The sequence below is a fragment of the Bacteroides sp. MSK.20.82 genome (genome assembly GCF_019052485.1).
Lineage (GTDB): Bacteria > Bacteroidota > Bacteroidia > Bacteroidales > Bacteroidaceae > Bacteroides > Bacteroides thetaiotaomicron.
This window is the reverse complement of sequence record NZ_JAHQUN010000069.1, coordinates 1-20,380: the sequence shown is the minus strand read 5'-3', so window position 1 is coordinate 20,380 and position 20,380 is coordinate 1. Positions and strand designations below refer to the sequence as shown.

Annotated in this window: 15 protein-coding genes and 1 tRNA gene; 3 read left to right on the top strand and 13 right to left on the bottom strand. The window is 40.3% G+C overall.

The features are described from left to right. The first annotated feature begins 430 nt into the window (after positions 1 to 430). The gene (locus KTR07_RS25990; RefSeq protein WP_011108430.1) at positions 431 to 1,642 is read left to right on the top strand and encodes a site-specific integrase; all 1,212 of its coding nucleotides are present in this window, start codon (positions 431 to 433) and stop codon (positions 1,640 to 1,642) included. An 81-nt stretch (positions 1,643 to 1,723) separates the two neighbouring features. Here the strand turns inward: KTR07_RS25990 and KTR07_RS25985 are convergent, their stop codons facing one another. The 6 genes from KTR07_RS25985 to KTR07_RS25960 are packed head-to-tail and all read right to left on the bottom strand — an operon-like array spanning position 1,724 to position 11,209. Beyond that, positions 1,724 to 4,951, bottom strand: coding sequence for a DUF4906 domain-containing protein (locus KTR07_RS25985; protein WP_011108431.1), 3,228 nt, complete (start codon positions 4,949 to 4,951; stop codon positions 1,724 to 1,726). Between the two features lie 45 nt (positions 4,952 to 4,996). Further along, positions 4,997 to 6,085 carry a hypothetical protein gene (locus tag KTR07_RS25980; RefSeq protein ID WP_011108432.1) on the bottom strand — a complete coding sequence of 363 codons (1,089 nt, stop codon included), beginning with the start codon at positions 6,083 to 6,085 and terminating at the stop codon, positions 4,997 to 4,999. Then, positions 6,082 to 7,098, bottom strand: a complete 1,017-nt coding sequence (locus KTR07_RS25975) for a FimB/Mfa2 family fimbrial subunit (protein ID WP_011108433.1) — start codon at positions 7,096 to 7,098, stop codon at positions 6,082 to 6,084. Before KTR07_RS25975 ends, KTR07_RS25980 begins: the two co-directional genes overlap by 4 nt. Positions 7,099 to 7,108: 10 nt before the next feature. Further along, a complete protein-coding gene (locus KTR07_RS25970; protein ID WP_011108434.1) occupies positions 7,109 to 9,127 on the bottom strand; it encodes an Mfa1 family fimbria major subunit in 2,019 nt (672 codons plus the stop codon). A gap of 54 nt (positions 9,128 to 9,181) precedes the next feature. Beyond that, the gene (locus KTR07_RS25965) at positions 9,182 to 10,600 is read right to left on the bottom strand and encodes a DUF3868 domain-containing protein (RefSeq protein ID WP_103878196.1); all 1,419 of its coding nucleotides are present in this window, start codon (positions 10,598 to 10,600) and stop codon (positions 9,182 to 9,184) included. 18 nt (positions 10,601 to 10,618) lie between these two features. Next, positions 10,619 to 11,209 (bottom strand): DUF3575 domain-containing protein, encoded by a 591-nt coding sequence (locus KTR07_RS25960; protein WP_011108436.1) that lies wholly within the window; start codon positions 11,207 to 11,209, stop codon positions 10,619 to 10,621. 798 nt (positions 11,210 to 12,007) lie between these two features. Between KTR07_RS25960 and KTR07_RS25955 the strand changes: the two genes are divergently transcribed. Beyond that, positions 12,008 to 12,080: transfer RNA gene (locus tag KTR07_RS25955), tRNA-Pro, on the top strand. A gap of 213 nt (positions 12,081 to 12,293) precedes the next feature. Continuing rightward, complete coding sequence (locus KTR07_RS25950; RefSeq protein ID WP_062695757.1) at positions 12,294 to 13,931, top strand: alpha-galactosidase; 1,638 nt, start codon at positions 12,294 to 12,296, stop codon at positions 13,929 to 13,931. A gap of 95 nt (positions 13,932 to 14,026) precedes the next feature. Here the strand turns inward: KTR07_RS25950 and KTR07_RS25945 are convergent, their stop codons facing one another. The 7 genes from KTR07_RS25945 to KTR07_RS25915 form a co-directional block, all read right to left on the bottom strand. Then, positions 14,027 to 15,493, bottom strand: coding sequence for a tetratricopeptide repeat protein (locus KTR07_RS25945; protein ID WP_008763548.1), 1,467 nt, complete (start codon positions 15,491 to 15,493; stop codon positions 14,027 to 14,029). A 21-nt stretch (positions 15,494 to 15,514) separates the two neighbouring features. After that, positions 15,515 to 16,459, bottom strand: a complete 945-nt coding sequence (locus KTR07_RS25940) for a PstS family phosphate ABC transporter substrate-binding protein (RefSeq protein WP_008763547.1) — start codon at positions 16,457 to 16,459, stop codon at positions 15,515 to 15,517. 1 nt (position 16,460) lies between these two features. Beyond that, positions 16,461 to 17,273: an energy transducer TonB gene (locus KTR07_RS25935; protein ID WP_008763546.1), complete on the bottom strand. Its 813-nt coding sequence runs from the start codon at positions 17,271 to 17,273 to the stop codon at positions 16,461 to 16,463. Between the two features lie 26 nt (positions 17,274 to 17,299). Beyond that, the gene (locus tag KTR07_RS25930; protein WP_055221859.1) at positions 17,300 to 17,953 is read right to left on the bottom strand and encodes a biopolymer transporter ExbD; all 654 of its coding nucleotides are present in this window, start codon (positions 17,951 to 17,953) and stop codon (positions 17,300 to 17,302) included. A gap of 15 nt (positions 17,954 to 17,968) precedes the next feature. Further along, complete coding sequence (locus tag KTR07_RS25925; protein ID WP_008763544.1) at positions 17,969 to 18,574, bottom strand: biopolymer transporter ExbD; 606 nt, start codon at positions 18,572 to 18,574, stop codon at positions 17,969 to 17,971. 29 nt (positions 18,575 to 18,603) lie between these two features. Continuing rightward, positions 18,604 to 19,401: a MotA/TolQ/ExbB proton channel family protein gene (locus KTR07_RS25920; protein WP_008763543.1), complete on the bottom strand. Its 798-nt coding sequence runs from the start codon at positions 19,399 to 19,401 to the stop codon at positions 18,604 to 18,606. A gap of 152 nt (positions 19,402 to 19,553) precedes the next feature. Then, positions 19,554 to 19,997 (bottom strand): hypothetical protein, encoded by a 444-nt coding sequence (locus KTR07_RS25915; protein ID WP_113748117.1) that lies wholly within the window; start codon positions 19,995 to 19,997, stop codon positions 19,554 to 19,556. Positions 19,998 to 20,380 lie beyond the last annotated feature (383 nt).

Here is a 20,380-nt window from a genome sequence, read left to right as displayed (position 1 = left end):
ATCAAGGGATTAGAGTAAACCAAACTAAAAGGTTCGATTCCTGGTGGCACCACCTTTTAAAAAGCAAGACAATATTAATCCCTGATTTTTTTCAAAATTCAGGGATTTTTCTTTTTCTGGAACAGGTAAAACCAATAGGAATGAGAATCAACATAAATATGATACCATTCTGCAATTGATTTTGGTACAGCATTTATTCAATCATTATCTCATGTTAAGCAACAGCTTTTCGCCCACTTTAAAATTCATTTAATGAACAAACTTTTTCTATAGCAAATATGTTTTCTATTATCCTAAATGAATGATAAATAAAAATGTTTCCATCAGGCATTTTTTCTGTATGACAAAGGATTAATTTTATAAAAAGACAGATAAATGCTCATTTGTTATATTCATTTATTTATAGTTTAATATAACAAATCATGTAGATATGGCAACAATAAAAATCAAATTCCGTACCTCTTCCGTGAAAACAAAAGAAGGCGTATTGTTCTATCAAATCATTCATGCCAGAGTAACCAGGCAAATCAATACCGGCTATAAAATTTTTCCTTCAGAATGGGATAAGCATTTGGCTTGCATCATTCTTCCGGACAATAATGACATAAGACGACGTTTTCTCGCTCAACTAACAAGCCGAATAGCAGAAGACATGCATAGACTGAAAAATATCATTTCAAAACTTGAACATTCGGGCAATCCTTTTACCTCCGGAAAAATAATAGAGCTATTCCGTATTCCCCCCATCAATAAATACAGTTTTCTATCATTCGCACAAGATCTTATTATACAACTAAAACAAATCGGCAAAGAACGCACTGCCGAGTCTTATGCCTCAGCATACAACAGTTTCAAGCGTTTTATGGACAATAATGGTGACGTTCTACTTGAAGATGTAAATTCCAATCTGATGATAAAATATGAAATATACCTTAAAAACTGCGGTGTCTGTCCAAACAGCTGTTCATATTATATGCGGAATCTCCGAGCAATATACAATCGTGCTGTAGAAAAAGAGTTAACACAACAACAATATCCGTTCAAGTATGTGTATACCGGTATTGACAAAACAGTAAAACGAGCTGTATCTCTAAAAACAATTCGCCAAATACAAAATTTAGATCTGAGCACAAACCCTTTGATGGATTATGCAAGAGACATCTTCATGTTCTCGTTCTACACCCGCGGAATGTCGTTCATTGACATGGCATATCTGAAAAAGAAAGATCTGCAGAATGGAGTTCTGTCCTATCGCAGACATAAAACCGACCAACAATTGTTCATTAAGTGGGAAAAGCCCATGCAAAAAATTGTCGATAAATATAACACTATAGAAAGCTCTTATCTACTACCTATCATCAAAAACAACGGTAAAGACCCAAGAAGAGAATATAAAAATGCCTCACATTTGATTAATAGAAAGCTGAAGGTAATAGGACAAATGTTAGAGATCCCCGTCACACTAACAACATATGTCGCCCGCCATGCATGGGCAAACATTGCCAAGAGTAAAAATATCTCTATCTCGGTTATTAGCGAAGCTATGGGACATGACTCCGAAAACACAACACGTATTTATCTAGCCTCGTTAGACGCCTCCATAGTGGATAAAGCAAACAGTATTATACTTAAATCATTATAGTATACCAAAAGAGTATTGACGGGGCTGACCCAAAAGTCAGCCCTTAGTTTTCCAATGCTACATTATTAATAAATAAGATTATCATGGCTCTACACAACGGATAAAGCATGCATCACTTTTAGGCGTTTCTATTTTATTTTCACCAGTAAGAGTTGCGTAAACATTACTTTTAGAAATCAAATTAAAATCAAAAGAGAAGTAATTAATATCCCACGCCATAATATCACTTTCTCCATCGCGCCCTGGTGGATATATCTGCTGTAACCAATAGATAGCCCCCGGACGCATATACAAATCATAAAACAAAGGTTTCTCATCACCTGCCGTCATATTGAATTTATCACTACGTCCAGCAGAATAACGGAGTACAACTGTATTCTTTGTCTCACCATGTATATAGCCCTGACCAGTAACTACGCCCTGCCAATTTTTCATATCACCATATCCTTGTTTTCTATGTCCATAGCCTGACGCTCCTATCGGAAAGAATAGATTCCGCCCATCCGTTTTATTATATATAAAACAACCACGCATACCATATGTGCCGAAACTATCATAACGATATCCGTATACTTCATTGATATTGGAAAGTGTTTCCTCGGCATCATCACCATAGAGTACACCATAGCCCATTTCTATATCCTTGCTTTTATACAATACATTATAATCATCGTAATTGGCAATTTCCACTTCTTTTCCATTAATTTTAGGCTTTTCAAAAGGGGTATTAAAAGGCTGAGATGTGATTTCATCCCACAATTTAGTAGTCCCTTTTCCAGCAATCTCTAGTGGCTTGGCTTTATCATCTTTAAAGTCTTTCGGCTGCACTTCTATCCAATATTCTTTCTCATGTTTATTACTTGACGCATCAATTGGTTCATTCAGATTTCCCCACTTAAACAATGACCCTTCTTCTACCGGCGAATCTGTTTCCTCCGTAGGAGTCTTCATATTAAACGTATGCCAAGCCCGCCCTTCGTCAAGCAAAGCTACAGGAGCATAGCCCTGGCGGACAAATATAAGGTGATTGCAAGTATTGTTGTGATAACTGACACGAATAACGGCATGGCGGGATTCATTTTCTGCACATGTACCATTGAACGTAATTTTGAAATCAATTACTGAACCGGAAAGCCCCTTAAGTGTACCATGTTCATCTATACTCGTGTACTTGTTACTACTACTTTTTTCTAACTTCACAAATCCTTCGTGCGTTGTCGCTGCAACAACAGCTTCCCAAGCCCCCTCGGAAGTAAATTCTTCGAAATTTGTAGCATTCTCCCGTGCCAAACGTTTTAAAACAACATGGAAAGGCTTGTCATTATTATGCCGTCGATATATTCCTTTAGGATTGACTACGCGACGTACCTGGAATATATCAACTATTTCTGTTAATGGCTCACCCTGCGATAAAGTCGCGGTTATTTTTATTTTTGCCTGACGCCGGTAGGCTACATATGGATTATTCCCGGTATAACTAGTTTTTGCAATCATCTGTTTCGCACGTGTATATAAAGGTATACTCATATGAAGTATATTCGTCCCCTCTTCTTTACGCACAGAATAATTACCATATTCAGTATCTTCGTGAATGCCTGGATCTACGGCATATTCGCGATTTCCTCGTTGAGTTCGGTTATAGTATTCCTGGTTGCTTTCTGCATAAACAATACCTGAATCCTCATTAGCATCTGCTTTTGTTGTCGTAAGTATGGTTGCAGTAGTACGGCGCAAAGAAAGAAATCCATTCCATACATTCTTGCCTTCCAAATCAAAATGATAATAATCAAAATTATTAGCATCTGCACCAATAGGCGCCCAACCATTGTTGAGTATTTCCGCTTTCACACTTTCCACTTTCGCATAACCAGGATTTATTTTTATAGGCAAATCCATCGTTCTGTTATATAAATAGGAAATATAATAGGGATTGGGCACCTCAATACCTGGTTCCGGTTCAGCATATTCGATATGCCAGTCTGCATCATTTGCAAAATTTTTAAATTTCAATGTAAGTTTATAGTGATGATTACGTTCGGCATCATAGTTTGTTGTAATGTTTTTACCAAGCATAAAACGGTATTTAATATCACCACTACCTACTTTTTCTTCATTAATAGAACGATAATAAGCGTCTACTTCAATATATGTACCATAAGGTACGTTATCTTTTGGTCTATATTTTGAATAATCTTTGTCCGGCTGTTGCAGATGAGGAGGTAATCCGGGATGATCCAGTTCTTTATCTCCATCTGCATCCTGGCGTTTATCATATGGCTGGTCCCCCTGCATATTCTCATAGAAAAACAAAGCATCAGCTGCCTCTTCGTGTCCATATTTAAAAGTTCCATTCTCTTCACACGGGTAATAAGCTCTCCCCGTAGCTAAACGTACCGGATAAAATTCGTCAAATGCAGGTGGGGTAGTTCCTGTATAATACTTTATGATTTCTCCGTCTTTTATTAAAGACGATTGTTCATCTTCACTTGGTGTGTTTGTTTTTCCCAAGTAGCAATTAACAGGAATATCCTTTATCTGAACCGATTTCAAATAAATAAAAACTCCTTCTTTCAATCCAGTGGCATCATAAGCAATGGTTACTTTGGAAGCTGCGCGGCGAATCCATGCGTGCAATTCCATATCTTTCTTATTTATAGCTACTCGTGAAGCTTCCGTATTGCGGTTAGCCCCCGCAGGTGCATTCTCTTTTGTTGTGAAGTAGCCAAACATCTGATGGTTTTTAGTAGCTCTTGTCACTTTTCCATCAGCAGTTTCTTCTGTCGCGAACCAGTTTTCTGCTTCCCATGTCAGATTAATCGATTTCAGTTTATCGACTGTTTGTATATTATCTTTTTCTAACTCAGCCAAGTTACCCATATTTGCTACCGCATACATATAATAATAGCCGTAAGGAACTTGAGCTAACTTGAAGGTAGCCCGTTTGGTTTTGGCTTCCGCCGTTTTGCCTCCTTCCGCATCTGTGTCTGCACGGTCAATATCATCAACATCGAATCTATCTGTAGTTTCCGTTGAAGCAGTACCTTTCGGAAGAAGATAGTACGATTTCACCAGATTTCCTTCCTCATCATACAGCAACACACAAAGATCATTGATGTCTTTGATTACATCTCCTGCCGTACGAGTGTTTACATCCAGAGCCGGCCGAAGAGGAAGAAACTCTACAGTAGCACTCACACTGACTTCTCCTTCCGGCATTCTTTCGCCTTCGTTGTTCAGCCAATCATCCGTACAGGCAGTCAAGACAAATATCAGCATACCTGTAAGACTATAAATAATGTTGCGTTTCATATTTTCCTGTATAAAGTTATTTAAGGAAATCTTTCCTTTCTTTTTTTATAACCCGAAATCGGGTTCTAGTGTGATTTCGGTATAAGGACGCACATCTACTATGCAATCCATTGCATGTTCATTAATTGTGATATTTACCACCACATGTGTATTTCGCGGCAACTGTGGCAGATTTGGCAAGTAACTTTTCAATTCAGTTCCGTTGACACCCAAAGTCAGCAGATAAGGATTTTCCTTATTGTTGTCATCACTATGCTTCCCCTCCAACAGGTAAATCGGTTGCTCATTGGTTTTCGTATTTTCATCTCCCGGAAGCAGTTGCCCTTTAAACAACGATGACGCATCGTATGTATAATACCCTTTCAAAGTAGGAACATCGAAACTATTTATGTCCCAGAACTTTGTTCCCTCCGTCGTTTCTCTCTCTATATATGTAGCATTGTGTGGCAAGTAATACTCCCTTTCTGCCATTTTATCAATAGTCAGTTTCGTGATTTCTATGGACCGACTGCTTTTATTCGTTATATTGAAAGTAAATTTAACAGCCGCTCTCATTATGGAAAGCTCACGTTCACAATCCTCGGCAGGCACATCTACCATATAAAGTCCACTCATCGGCAACGGACCGTCGATTCGCTCCATATTACTGCCTAACCGAATGGTCAGACTGGATATATAATCCGTAAAGAATAAGCTTCCGGGCTGAATTTTCTCAAAATCACACTCTACCAATTTACGTTTCGGAAAAAATCCCGTTGTCTTTATTTCCGTAGCTTCATTTGCAAACAAATAAATTCGTTTCTTTTCGTTTCCGATAACTTTCATCGGCTCGCTATAACAATCGGTAGATGCAACCTCCAAATTGTAAATCCGGTTATGTTCCACTATATTATCATTGTTACGTACGACAATAATACGCAACGTTTTCATCTTTTCATTATCATTTACTGGAGCCTCTGGATAGATGTCACTGGCCCGTGTACCCGATTGCGATATGTCAGACAGGGCAACACTGATATTAAGATTCACTAACGGCACTTCCCTGTCAAACATTTCACTATCTGCATCATGAGCACACCCCCGAAAAAGGAGAGAAATAGCCCATGGTATAATGATATATGCGATTTTCTTCATTGTCTTATATCGTTGATTCTGACAGTCCAATCGTTTATCTTAATATAAGTTTTAATCCATTCAAGATTCGGGCTTAAGAAGAATATCATTGACCATTCACTTTCACGATCAAGGAACTCCTGCGAATCCATGCTTGCATACAGATCACTCTTAAGCATAAGCAAATAGTTAATAAGTGGAATATTGATAATTTCCACACCATCTGCTTTGCGACGCACCGTCAGCTTAGGCGAGTACCAATCACGCACCATCAACCGTGAAGTAGATAGTTCGGCATAAGCTACCACCACTTCTCTTCCCTCATCAGTGAATCCTGCCGAAGCTTGCCCTTGTGCCCATGGAGTGTATGTCACCATACCATTCTCAAGCAAATTATTATCGTAACTGAACAGTATATTATCATCGGTAATTTCAAATTCAAATTTCTTATCATCTACCGGCTCACCATTCATTTGTTGCAACACAACACGAATATTATTGGTGTTCTTCATCATCTCAACAGTGCCTTCACTGTAAAGGTCGGCAGTAGCGAGAGTAAGTTCACCCCAATACAAACCGTGCAAGTTCTTTCGTCTGGGATTTGTCAAGCATTCCGAATCTAGTTCCACTTGCAAATCGGTATATCCAGTTCCTTCTCCGGGGGTATACTTCATAAGGAAAGAGCTCTTATTACAAGCCAGACCACCATAAGCTACGAAATGATAATTTCCTTGTTTGAGGTCCAGCTTCATGCGATAGTTCTCGTCCTGCAACTCCGTACCCGTCACTATGCGAGTATCCACATAATTGCCATTTTCATCATAGACCAGCAATGTCAGACAATCCACCTTCTTAGCAAATGCATTGGCATATTCCATATTGTAGTCGTAAATGAAGCGTAGTGACACGCCATGCGGACATGGAGCAAGATCTTCATAGATACGCTCACACGATGAAAAGGCAAAATTTATCAGTACGATGCCAAGCACCGTACTGATAAACCCTGAAATTATATTTCGTTTTTTATTATGCATCTTTGGTTTCTTAGAAATCGATATTATTGACACGAACTACCCAAGGCAATACATCTACCGAAACTGTCAGATAAATATCACCTCGCTCATCGGGAGTATCAGGACCTGGGTTATCAGGGTCATTATCTGAAATACGTGGATGCCCAAGACGGGAAATGTTAGTTACAGCAAGTTTATAAACATTGTTGCGAACTACAGCGAACTCCATCGGAGCCATTTCACCTTCCACACCATTGTCATTGTGGCGATTCCAATAATAATAGTAGCAATAATAGCCCCAACCACCGTCTTTGTCCTCGCTTGACTGATAGATGGTTATGCCGGCATCAGTAGCTGCTTGTCTGAAATCACTGAGATAAGAACCTTCAAGTGTTTTATCGTTTCTGTCCCAAGTGTTCCATTTTGAATTAGCACTACTTTCATCTTGAGGGCTAGCATCCCCTTCCTCACCTGTACCACCGGTACCATATACAGCCACATAAAGCGGATGAGAACGACTCCATGTTTTGGTCTCTTCGTTGTATGCAACAGCTTTCACTGCTTTTCGCACATTTGGCCAACTTACATACAAATTGCCGCCGAACATATAAATAATCGGATCTTTATAAGAATCCTTCATTAAACCAGAAGCAGTGTAATTAATAACTTCTGCCAAGTGCCTGGTATCTTCGTCAGTGCTAGCGGCAGCAGCTTCAGTAGCTACCATTTTTCCTTTGAAAACAATACCGGTTGTTATACCGTTTACCTGCCTGTCAACCGGTCCCGGAATTGTATTTTCAGTTACATACCGCCATATACGATAGTCACCATATTTGTTACCAGTATTCCAGCTATTATCTGTATCTTCTTCACCCCCAAGAACCGTAGATAATAGATGCGTGTTCCATTGATCTTGCTTTGTATTGTCTATTGAGCCGTCAGGTTGAAAGAGAGGGTAATTAAAATACTCACTTAATTTCGTAGTCTCAATGCCTTGATTCTTCTCGGTTGCCCACACATCCACGACATAATTACCATTAAGATGAGTTTCCCCACCTCCCACAGCGGTAAACCAGGGCTTTTCCGGGCTGCAAAGACTAGCTTGTGCCGGAAGTCCATTATCAGATACACGACGCAAATAATAAAAACTATTATTCATATTCACCAAAGCCATTTTACCTAATTCAACGTTTACAATGTAAGCCCCAGGTGTTCCGTCCGGCGCAATATCTTGTACAACCGGATAAGTGTTGCCTTTCTGAGGACGTATATTTTCAGGCAAACTGCGACTACCATCTCTAAAATCGAAACGTGCCATTGCGCGTTCTACTTTCACTGCACCACCTACACTGTTGTCTACTTGTGACAAGCTTCCCGCATTGTTTATTCCGGAAAGATTAAACGGAGTGGCTTCATTATATAACAACCAGTCATTCATCGTATTAGGGAGCAAGCGCTTAGCTATGGAATAGTTGGACATCAGAAAGCTGCCACCTTCATTCTTGCTCCATATCTTTCCTAATTCCTCATCGTCACCCTTGCAAATTGCATTATACCATGTCGTATTCTTATATTCAGTTTTACTAATAAGTTCTACCAATTCATCTGTCGGGTTACAAAATATAAATACATTCACTTCCTTTTTATCAGTTGGTGTTTCTGTATCATTATAGAACTGAGACAATTGCGTTTTAGTTATTTCGGAAGTCCCAATATAAGCCTGTTTATTTGCGGATTGTTTCATCTTGTCCGACATGTCACCAAAAGCAATGAATGCATTATCCGTGCTGCGGGCAAGTACCACATACATTCTTTTCACATTGTTCTCATAATCTTTACCGATTTCGACACCAACATTGCTGCCACCACCTTCAACCGTATTACTACGCGAACCAGGCACAGACGGCATAGTTACCTGTACTGTCATGTATGCCTTATCTCCCTCATAAACAGTAGGGTCAAATTCTGTTTCACCTAGTTTATCCTCAGCACAACCTGCTGTGAGAACTACGGCAAAAAGGCATAAAAAATACTTGCTAATTCTTTTCATAATCTGCAACTTTGAATGAATTAATAATTTCTATGTTTTTATATTTAGATCCTGTTAATGTTTTATCTCTTCTATTTGCTTTAACATCTCCTCTGCATCAGCCAGCCCCCTATGTGCAGCTTCAGTAAACATTTTCTCTGCCATATCAAACTCCTTCTTCAAGGCAGCGTATGTCCCCCGACCATAAACAGCCTGCGGTGAGTTTCCAGCTTTCTTCAGATAATATTCCGCATTCTTCATATCCCCCCTAGCCATTGCGGCATTTGCAGCATTCAGATTAGCCACTTCATCATCAGGGAACATACGTACAGCGACTTCGAATGTTTCATTATATTCTTCACTCCCCAGTTTCATATCCTGTGCGGCAAGATACATCTCATTCAAACTTAACTTCTGTGGCTGTGTTTTAATCAGACGCTTGATTTCGTTGATATCAGTATAGGTACGCACTTCATATTTGACTGCATAGTCTGAATGACGAAGCCCCGGATAAACCTCTTTCAGTAAGAATGCATAATCTTTTGGAAAGGCAGTCTTGATGCTACGTTCTTTTGCATCCGGTTCCTGGTTACTGCGGATTAATGCCAGAATACCTGCTTTGTTTTCGAGATACGAGTTTTCCACATAACGTTCGAGTCCTGCCCAATCTTCCGGCTCGTTATCGGTAATGAATAGTGAATCGGCAAAATCGTACTGTTTGCGTACATACTCTTTCAATGTTTTCGTTCGTCCCATCGCCAGACGTTCATTATTCGAATAGGGACTTTCAGGCGAAGCATATCCTTTGATGCTGACAGAGATAATCCGTGTATCCACATCATTCTTCACCGCATCAATAGTATTAAGTATCTTTTGTAATTCAGCCGGATTACGACGATAATTCTCATGGATTTCTGTTCGGTTCACAGGAAAGTCAATATAAGCCGAACCTTCCAATACATTAATTTTTGGTTCTGCTTTCGGACGAATGTATACATAGGCAGGCACAAATTCTTTCGGCTCCAACTGAAGCACCAACAGAGGCTCGTTGCCATCAACAAGTGCCTCGCCGCAACAACCGCATGTTTCATTGCCCGTACTGAGCGTGGCACGTTTCATCCAATCGGCATAAGGTACCACTGTACGATATTTGACCACAGATACTTTGCTTTTTTGATAAAGCATCATATCATCCGTACACAAGCCATTGCGCAGATGATGATAATAGCGGTTGCGACCAGCTATCATCACCGAAGGTAAGTTCAGTTCATTACCTTCTCCTGACAGTCTAGGCGTAAGAATCACTTCACGGTTACTTTTTACACTCAATGCCGAAACATCAATATCCATTGATACGAACAATTTATCTTCCGAACGAGACACGGCAAGGTCAGATACTGTCACATTACCGCCCATTATTGTTTGAGCCTTTGCTCCTATCATCAAGAGTAGGAATAGCAAACTACTACAAAGTATTTTTGTTGTTCTATTCATATCCGTAATTTGTGTGATTTAAAAAGTATATATGAGATTGACTGCCGCTTTTGTGGGCCCAACATAATTATGCGATTTTCCATCGGCTATTTTTGTACCGCATTGGGCACAGGGATAACTGTCGTAGCGAGTATAAATCCAGCCCAAACCTAACTCCGCTTCCAAATTCCAACGTTTGTTCAATATCCACGCATAACCATACGCAATGCCACCACCGGCAAACCAACCTTGATAACGACGATCAGAAAGCACAGATAAATCTGTTCCAAGAAACGAAATATGATTGTTCAGATTACCAATGTTATACTGCCCACCCAAAGCATGAACACCAACAAAATGACCAGCGAAACGATCACAAAACCAATAACGTCCTTCTGGTTGCAGAAGCCAATGTTTCCACTTACGCTCATGTGAAAAAGTCCAGCCATTATAGTTAGCGGAAAGATCAAATGTCCATTTCGGAGCAAGGCCAACTTCTATTCCTGCATTAACAGTTGCAGTAACATCATACAATAAATTGCTTTTGATTGCTACTTTCTGACAATGTACTTCTGTGCAGAGAAGCACAAAAATCATAATTGCATACAGTTTCAATTTGTTTTTTTTCATATATATAAGTATTATATATTACTAAATTCACACATACACGCATATATCTCAAACCACATTCGTCCTATATATCGGAAATAGAAATATTTTAGACATGCGTTATATATCAAATCAATGTTACATATACCTTTTCAACACCCCTATATATATGAGTATAAATAAATGACATTTCAAATATATCTCTTCCTAAGAGAAGTTTCCAATCTGTAATATAATTGTAATTAATTGAATTTCAACGAATAATGAATTAACTAGAAATATGTATAGATTACAAAGTTTTGCAAATCCCCTAATTTTTAATAGTTTAGCTAAAAAAAAAGTTTATATTTTATATTGTCATTTACAATATTTTATATAATTTTGCAACAGGTTGGATACATCTCTTAGGAAGAAAGGTACTTAAATTGTATATATACTAGAACTAATATCCGTATATATTCAATTTTGCATATTGCCGGTATATCTAATAATGAATATTTCAGTTTCTCATTAGGAGATAAACTCTTTGTCTTAAAAGTCAGCACTAAAGAGAAGGACACGGGATATAGCTTTGTTCTTATCATTATAAAAGAATACATTATGAAGTTCCTTCCAAAAAATATTCCTATAGTATTTGGATAAATCGAACCTTTTCCATATCTTTGCACCGTCAAAAAAAATAAGAGCAATATAAGTTAACATTTAACATATATACAATCTATTTATTTGATTATAATGTGATAGAAATTGTAATGTTAATCAGAGTTTTACGAATAAAAACTTTCAAAGTTCAATTTTCAACAACATCACATCCAAGAGCGGAATGTAGCGCAGTTGGTAGCGCACTACGTTCGGGACGTAGGGGTCGGGCGTTCGAGTCGCCTCATTCCGACAAAAGCGACAAATGATTTTATCATTTGTCGCTTTTTGTTTTAATTCACTTTGGTAACGTACTGATAATCCATCAGATAATTCAATAATCAAATTCTTTTTCGTTCGATTCCTCTCTATTTTCAGTTTAATTTATTTGCACGCCAATAGATTCATTTATATCTTTGTTACCAATATTTTATTTAATCCCATTAATTCATCAACCTGTTACATCATGAAAAACAGATTCCACCTTTTAGCCACAGCGGTAGTTTCCTTGTTATGTGTTAGTTGTACAGAAACTCAGGTTTCTCAATCCGGAAGTGAAAAAGCAGTCAATCCCCCTATTATGGGTTGGAGTTCATGGAATGCCTTCCGAGTAGATATCAGTGAAGATATTATTAAAAATCAGGCCGACCTGATGGTTAAAAAAGGTCTGAAAGACGCAGGATATCATTATATTAATATTGATGATGGTTTCTTCGGCGAACGAGATGGCAATGGAAAAATGCAGACCAACAAAAACCGTTTCCCGAATGGAATGAAACCGGTTGCCGACCATATACATAGTCTTGGAATGAAAGCCGGTATTTATACAGATGCGGGCAACAACACTTGCGGTTCTATCTGGGACAACGATCATGCAGGAGTAGGTGCCGGTATTTACGGACATGAGCAACAAGACGCCCAACTCTATTTCAGCGATTGGGGATTCGACTTTATCAAGATAGACTATTGCGGCGGAGATGTACTGGGCCTGAATGAACAGGAACGCTATACTTCCATCCGGAACAGCATCGACAAAGTAAACAAGGACGTCTCTGTCAACATCTGCCGTTGGGCTTTTCCCGGCACATGGGCAAAGGATGTAGCTACTTCATGGCGTATCAGTGGTGACATCAATGCGCATTGGGGTTCATTGAAATATGTGGTCGGCAAAAACCTATACTTGTCTGCCTACGCCAAAGACGGACATTACAATGACATGGATATGATGGTCATCGGTTTCCGCGACAACAGCAAAGTAGGAGGAAAAGGACTTACCCCGACAGAAGAAGAAGCTCACTTCGGCTTATGGTGTATCATGAGCTCACCCCTGCTGATCGGATGTAATCTGGAAAGTCTGCCGGAATCTTCTCTTGAACTGCTGACAAACAAAGAATTAATCGCTCTGAACCAAGACCCGCTAGGCTTGCAGGCATACGTAGCACAACATGAAAACGAAGGCTATGTACTGGTAAAAGACATCGAACAAAAACGTGGAAATGTACGTGCCGTTGCTCTTTACAATCCATCGGACACCGTTTGTAGCTTCTCCGTACCTTTCTCGGCACTGGAATTTGGCGGGAACGTAAAAGTACGTGACTTGGCAAAACGCAGTGATTTGGGAAATTTCTCTGATGTCTTTGAGCAAACGCTTCCTGCACACAGCGCTATGTTCCTCCGCATGGAAGGAGAAACACGTCTGGAACCGACATTGTATGAAGCAGAATGGGCATACCTGCCAATGTTCAATGATCTCGGCAAAAATCCGAAAGGCATCATATATGCTGCCGATCAGGAAGCTTCCGGAAAAATGAAAGTAGGTTTCTTGGGCGGACAACCGGAGAATTACGCAGAATGGCCGGAAGTATACAGCGCAGACGGCGGACGTTACCAAATGACGGTTCATTATTCATTCGGCAAAGGAAGACAACTGGAGGTAGATGTCAACGGCATCGTAACCAAAATCGATTCACTGGGAGAGGATGACAAGCACAATCAAGTAACAATCCCCGTTGATCTGAAAGCCGGTTACAATCATATCCGTATGGGTAACAGCTACAACTGGGCACCGGACATCGACTGCTTTACGCTTACCAAAGGAATGTAACAGACTGAAAAACAGCTAAACGTGACAATAAAAAAAAGGAGGAGCTAAGATCACTCTCCACTCCTCCTGTCACGACAAACAACTAAAATTATTCACTATTTGATGCCATCCAATGCCCTTTTAGCAGTAGCATTAGTGGAGTCTATAGCCAGAATTTTGCTCCAATACTCCTTAGATTTTTCTTTATTCGCCATTGCTTCCGCTTTCAGTGCCGGATTTTCAATAGCCAATAAGTAGTAATATCCAAGATAACTGTAGCACTCAATCAAAGCTGAATTGTAATGAGGATCATTCTTGCTTTCCAGCAGGGTGGCTACCTCCTCATAGAAAGGCTTCGCCAGTCCAAGAGTCGTTTCGGGGTCCAGTGCGGAATTGGCACGTGCCCTCCAAAAATTACCCAGGTAGCTGTCCGGTGCTGCTTCTGCGATGGAATGGAAAACAGAATCAGCGGCCATCAAAGCCTGCTTGCGCTCTTCAGCATTGATTGTCAGCGAATCAGTCTGCGTACCTGCACCATAATAAAGTCTGCCAAACTGGAATTGTAAATCCGGAGTCTGATGTTCTTTATCAAGGGATGTATAATATTTCTGGTAAGCACTAATTGCTTTTTTATAATCATTCTTCTGTTCATAGGCAGAAGAGATATTTTTGTATAAGTCCGTCTTTGTCGGATCTAATTGTATGGCTTTCTCATATTGTCCTACAGCTTCATCATATTTCTTCAGAGCTTCGAGCAAATGCCCGTAATACATATAGTCAAGATATGAATAATCAGCCTTGTCCGATTCGGTAAAAAAAGCATCCGCCGCTTTTATTGCTTCATCAAAGCGCTTCAGGTCTGTATAATTATACATTGCCAGGCGATTGAACGCCGCGTGACGCGCATTCTTTTTCAATCCCATATTCGCCACTTCAAGTGACTTCTCGAAGTCATGGTTCAGGAAGAGGGCAAATGCATATTTCACTAAATCCTCTTCTGTCGCTGTCGGTCCCATCGCAAAACGCGAATAAGCTTCGGCAGCTTTACTAAAATCATTCTTCAAATAATAGATTTCGGCAAGTTTCTTATCTACGGCTGTGTTGGACGGTTCCTGGGCTTTCAGCTGTTCCAGTTTTTCAATGGCCAGAGCAGCATTGGCTGATTTATAAATATCCGCATATCTCAGATATGCTTCTGTGCAACTCGGATCGAAATAGATAGCTTCTTCATATTTCTGAGATGCCAGACCGGCGTTTTTCTGCTCAAAGGCGATGTCTCCCTCCAGTACGGAGGCAAGAGCCGATTTGCCATTCACCTTTTTGGCAAGAGCAGCATACTCCTGTGCTTCCGGAAGTTTTCCGGCTTTCAGATATACCTCGCCGATAGCCACCAGAAGTTCCACATTCTTTTTATTCTTTCCTTTTATCAACTGTTCAGCTTCCTCATTGGCCTGAGCCGGATTCGTCTGAATGGTTTCTTTCAATTTTGCAACTCCTGCCTGCCATTCGGCATCAGATGATTGCGCATAGAGCGACCCAACTGCTATAAACGCTCCAGCTAAAAACATTTGTACTCTTTTCATGATAGTCTCTAATTTTAGTTATTATTCGTCTTTCACATGGACAATACGCACTGGCTGAGTAGCCGGAACAAGTCCAGATTTTAATATAATCCGCTGCCCTTTGTCGGATGTCATAAAAGAAGCAAATCCCCAAGGCAGCGCACTGCGAGGATCATTCAGTAATGCGTAAATGGGTCGTGCCAATGGATAGTTACCGTAATACAAGTAAGCCTGATAAGGCTTATAACTGTTAGCAGGAGTAGCTACATCCTCCGCACTCACTGCCATTACTCTGATTTCCTCGGTGAAAGAAAGGTTGGTGGTGTCGCTGCGGTTGCCCAGCCAGTTCACACCAATGACTCCCATTGCTCCGGGATTCTCTGCTACATACTTTATCACCTGCTGATTGGTCTTCAAGGCACTGACATTGTCAGTAGCCAGTGGTTTTCCACCACAGATAGAATCCATTGTATAGCGTACGGTGCTGGAGTTTTTATTATCGAACACCACCTGAATACTCTTCAGGCGGGAGTTCGGATTTATATCCTTCCAGTCTTTCGCCTCACCAGTGAGGATGCGGCTGAAATCCCGTACGGTCAACAAAGAATCCGGATTGTCCCGGTTGACGATTAATGCCAGACCATCTGTAGCAAGCTTAATCTCGCGGGGAAAGAACTTGCGGCTGTGAAAGGAATTCATTTCTTCCTCAGTCAATGTCCGGGTTGCAATAGCCAACCGGACACTGTCTTTCAGAAGTAAATTAATAGCCTCGACTTCCGTCGTGTAGCGAGGGACAATTCCGGCCAAAGGATACAGACTTTCAAACACATCTATCTCTTCCTGTATAATAGGCTCAAAACTTTCATCCGCCGCAATAGATATCACCCCAGACGAATACGTATCCGTCGGTCCATCCGATTTGGAACGGCAAGCACTCAACACCGCCAACAAAACGATTCCTACCAGCCAAAATTGTCTCTTCATCATCTTACTGTAATCTAAACATTACCGGAACGGTGAATTTCACACGTACCGCTTTACCATTTTGTTTACCAGGAATCCATTTCGGCATACTTTGTACCACACGCACGGCTTCTTTATCTAAGTATGGGTCTACACCACGAGCTACGTGCACATCGGTGATAGTACCGTCACGCTCTACCACAAACTGGATAATAACGCGACCTTGTGTTCCATTCTCCTGTGCAATTGTCGGATACTTGATATTTTTCCCAAGGTATGACATCAGTTCCTGCTGTCCACCGGGGAAGGTCGGCATCTGCTCTACCATATCAAATACTTTTTCCGGTTCCGCAGCCTGTGTCACCACTTGCTTCAGGTCAGCAATATCGGCTCCGTTGGCTTCGTCATTACCTTTTACGTCGGCAATGGAGATTGCCACTTTGGTAGAAGTCAATTCTTCCTGACTCTTGATCTCATCGTCTTCGTGCACCTCTTCATCTTTCTTGATGACAGGGGCAGTAAACTTAATAGAACTCTTCAGTGCAGGAGGGGGAGGTGCAACCGGTTCTACCCGTTTCATCTCTTCCTGTTTGATTTCCGGTTCTGCCAATTTCGACAAAGTTGTAACCTCTGTCATTACTTCCTTTTGCTCCGGGGTCGCCAACTTAAGCAGCGTAGGGATAGTAAATCCAACGATTGCTATCGCCACCACAATCAGCATTGCAATAGTATGCCGTCTGGGTGAATTGGCACGCATTCTATATGCGCCGTACGCTTGATTCTTGCCTTCAAAAATCAGCTGACACCATTCCGAAGAAGCTAAATCTAATTTTGCCATTTTACTTTCTTTTTTTAGGTGTTACATCATTTATCGGCCAAGTTCTGTGACAGTTCTCCCTTAGCATCATAATTCTTAATCAGGAATTCATCGGCTTCGGCAATATCCGTTATCACATATTTACCTATATTACATATCTGCATCTCGTCCAATGCATCAATCAGATTCATATAAGAAGCATCATCCGTCGCCTTGATAATGACGGTCGGCGTATCTTTTCCGCTTTTTATTTCGGAAACCTTCTTTTTGTATTCGTCATCTGTTATCTTCAGATCGAGCTTCTGTTGTTTCAAAGCTCTTACCTGATTGACAGCTGCAGCATTTTTCTGAAGAAGTACGGCACGTAACCCGTTTGCCCCGTAACTAGTCTCTTTCAATGAGGTGTAATCCTTGTAGTTAGGCTCTCCTTCATAGTAATAGAGCTTGTTATCGGCTCCCAGCAATAATGTAATTGCCTGAGAGGCTTTCACCATACTCTTTTGTTGTTCAGTTATATCTTTGTCATTGCTCGGCATGCTTATTTCCATCGTCTGAGGCTTGCTCAGCGTGGTACAAAGCATAAAGAAAGTAATCAGCAACATGTTCATATCCACCATCGGGGTAAAGTCTACCCGGACAGTCATTTTCTTCTGCTTGCCTTTTCCTCTTTTTCCGCTGCTCTCTTGTACTTCAGCACTCATTGTCTTTCCTCCCTTTTAATTTTCAGATTCTGCTTTGAGAGAAGTAATCAGATTGTACCGATTTTCCCGCAAATCCTGAAGTGAGTTCATTACGTTCTTTATCACTGAGTATGGAGTTGAAGCGTCCGCTTTAATAGCAATTCGCAGATCAGCATTGGCGGCACGTGCATTACGCACCCACGACTTGAACTGATTATCGGTACTATCACAAGGAATTCCTTCATTCTTCAGAATTTTGTCCCGTTGATCTTCCGGGAGGTCAAGGAATTTCTGCATACTTCTGATAGGCACTCCAAACGTAGAAGCCACTGTGAACCTCTTTGCCTGTTCCGGAGTGAACTTGATGCCATACTCTTCACCCATACTCTCCAAGACAGCCTGCATATCCTGCTGCTTGTCGAGGCTCATAAATATTTTTCCTTCCTGGTCAACCAAAATCTGGAGTACATCTGTCTCCGGAATCTTGATTTCTGATACGGAGGCTGGAGTGGTAACCTGCACCGGTTCCTTCTTCACAAATGTTGATGTCAACATAAAGAAAGTCAGAAGCAATACAGTTACGTCACTCATAGCGGTCATATCTATGAACGTATCTTTCTTTTTAATTTTCGCTCTACCCATGATTAATAGATTTTAAAGGGTTCGCCAAATTAATGAGTAGCTGCAAAAGTCTGCACGATAGAGAATCCGACTTCGTCGAGTCCGTAAGTCAATTTGTCAATTTTGTTAGTGAAATAGTTGTAAGAAATAACAGCCAGCGCACCTGTCAAGATACCGAAAGCCGTATTGATCAAGGCTTCAGAGATACCTTGTGACAAAGCCATAGAGTCGGCACCACCACCGGCGGACAATGCGGCAAATGAACGGATCATACCGATTACAGTACCGAGCAATCCCATCAATGTACCCAAAGTAGTAATTGTAGCGATAATCGGAAGATTCTGCTGCATCATAGGCATTTCCAGAGCAGTTGCTTCTTCCAGTTCTTTCTGGATAGCCAGCAGTTTTTGTTCTTTAGGCAAAGCAGTGTTCTTTTCCATTTCTTCATACTTACGCAAAGTAGCAGTAACTACATTGGCAACAGAACCGCGTTGTTTGTCACAAATCTCTTGTGCTTTTTTAAGGTCACCGGCAGCCAGAGCTTCTTTAATGTTAGCTACAAATTTAGCCAACGAGCCTTTACCGAAAGCAGAACGAAGAGCAAAAAAGCGTTCAATACTCAAAGCGAGTACAGTTAACAACAGTGTCTGAATAACAGGCACAATCACACCACCTTTGTAAATGGTACCCAACATGTTCAATGGATGGTTGTTAGGGTCATTGTTCATAAAGTTAGACGGATTTCCCAACAGGAACTGAAAAATACACACTGCTACAATGAAACAGCAGATGATTACGATACCGGCATTCTTTATACCTACAATCTGAGACTTTTTAGTAGTTTCCATAATAAGTTTTTTTGTTAAGATATTAATTTTAGTTATTTAGAAAATTTTCAAATGATTAGATACACTGCGCTATAGACCCTGTGACTTTTCAAGAATGAAAGTCACACAGCTTCATACAGGGTACGAAAAAGTAAATAAGATGGGATAAGTAATTAAATAAGGATACGTCTTAGAGCGAACACGTAGTAGTCGCTGCAGATAATGGAGTAATGTGGATCCTTATCCGAATAATAGGATTTACTTTGATCTAATACAAGTGAGTTTTCTCTTAACAAGAAGAACTTATACATAACGTCTTTAAAGAAATCATTGGATTCAATGATTCTACGCAGACGATAATTATTAGAAGATGTTTCTGTTACTGATTTAAAGCCTAATTCTACGTCAGAAATAGACAAAGACTGGGATGATCTGTCGTAACCCAGCGAACGAGTCTTAAATGAAGAATCAGAATTCGTATCGGAAGTTGATTCAGACAACTGACAAGAGCATTCGCTCTGAGAAATACATGAAGTGATATTCATAGCATTTCCACCTATGCTATATGATAGCATCAGCAGAACAAGCGCTAATATGAATCTCACAGAACCTTTCATGATATTTATTTTAGTTGTTTATATCGAATTCTCGTATTTCGGCGACAAATGTAGCAATTAAATATATCCGTTTGTCGTTATTCACATCATTTAAGCATAAAAGTTTAACTCTATTATTGAAACAACGTACAAAGTGTTTTGTTCCCGCAGTTTGTGATTTTATGTGTTAAAAGTAGTTATGCCGCACATAAGTCTCAAAGAGTCCATCAAGTTTAATAATTGAGAGAAATATGCATAACCAAGAAAGCCTCTCCAGTCTTAAATTCCTAAAGTATCAAACACAAGAAAGCCCTTCTGGTATTTCTACCTGAAGGGCTTCTCTAAAAACGGCGGCTACCTACTCTCCCACTGTTACGCAGTACCATCGGCGTGACGAGGCTTAA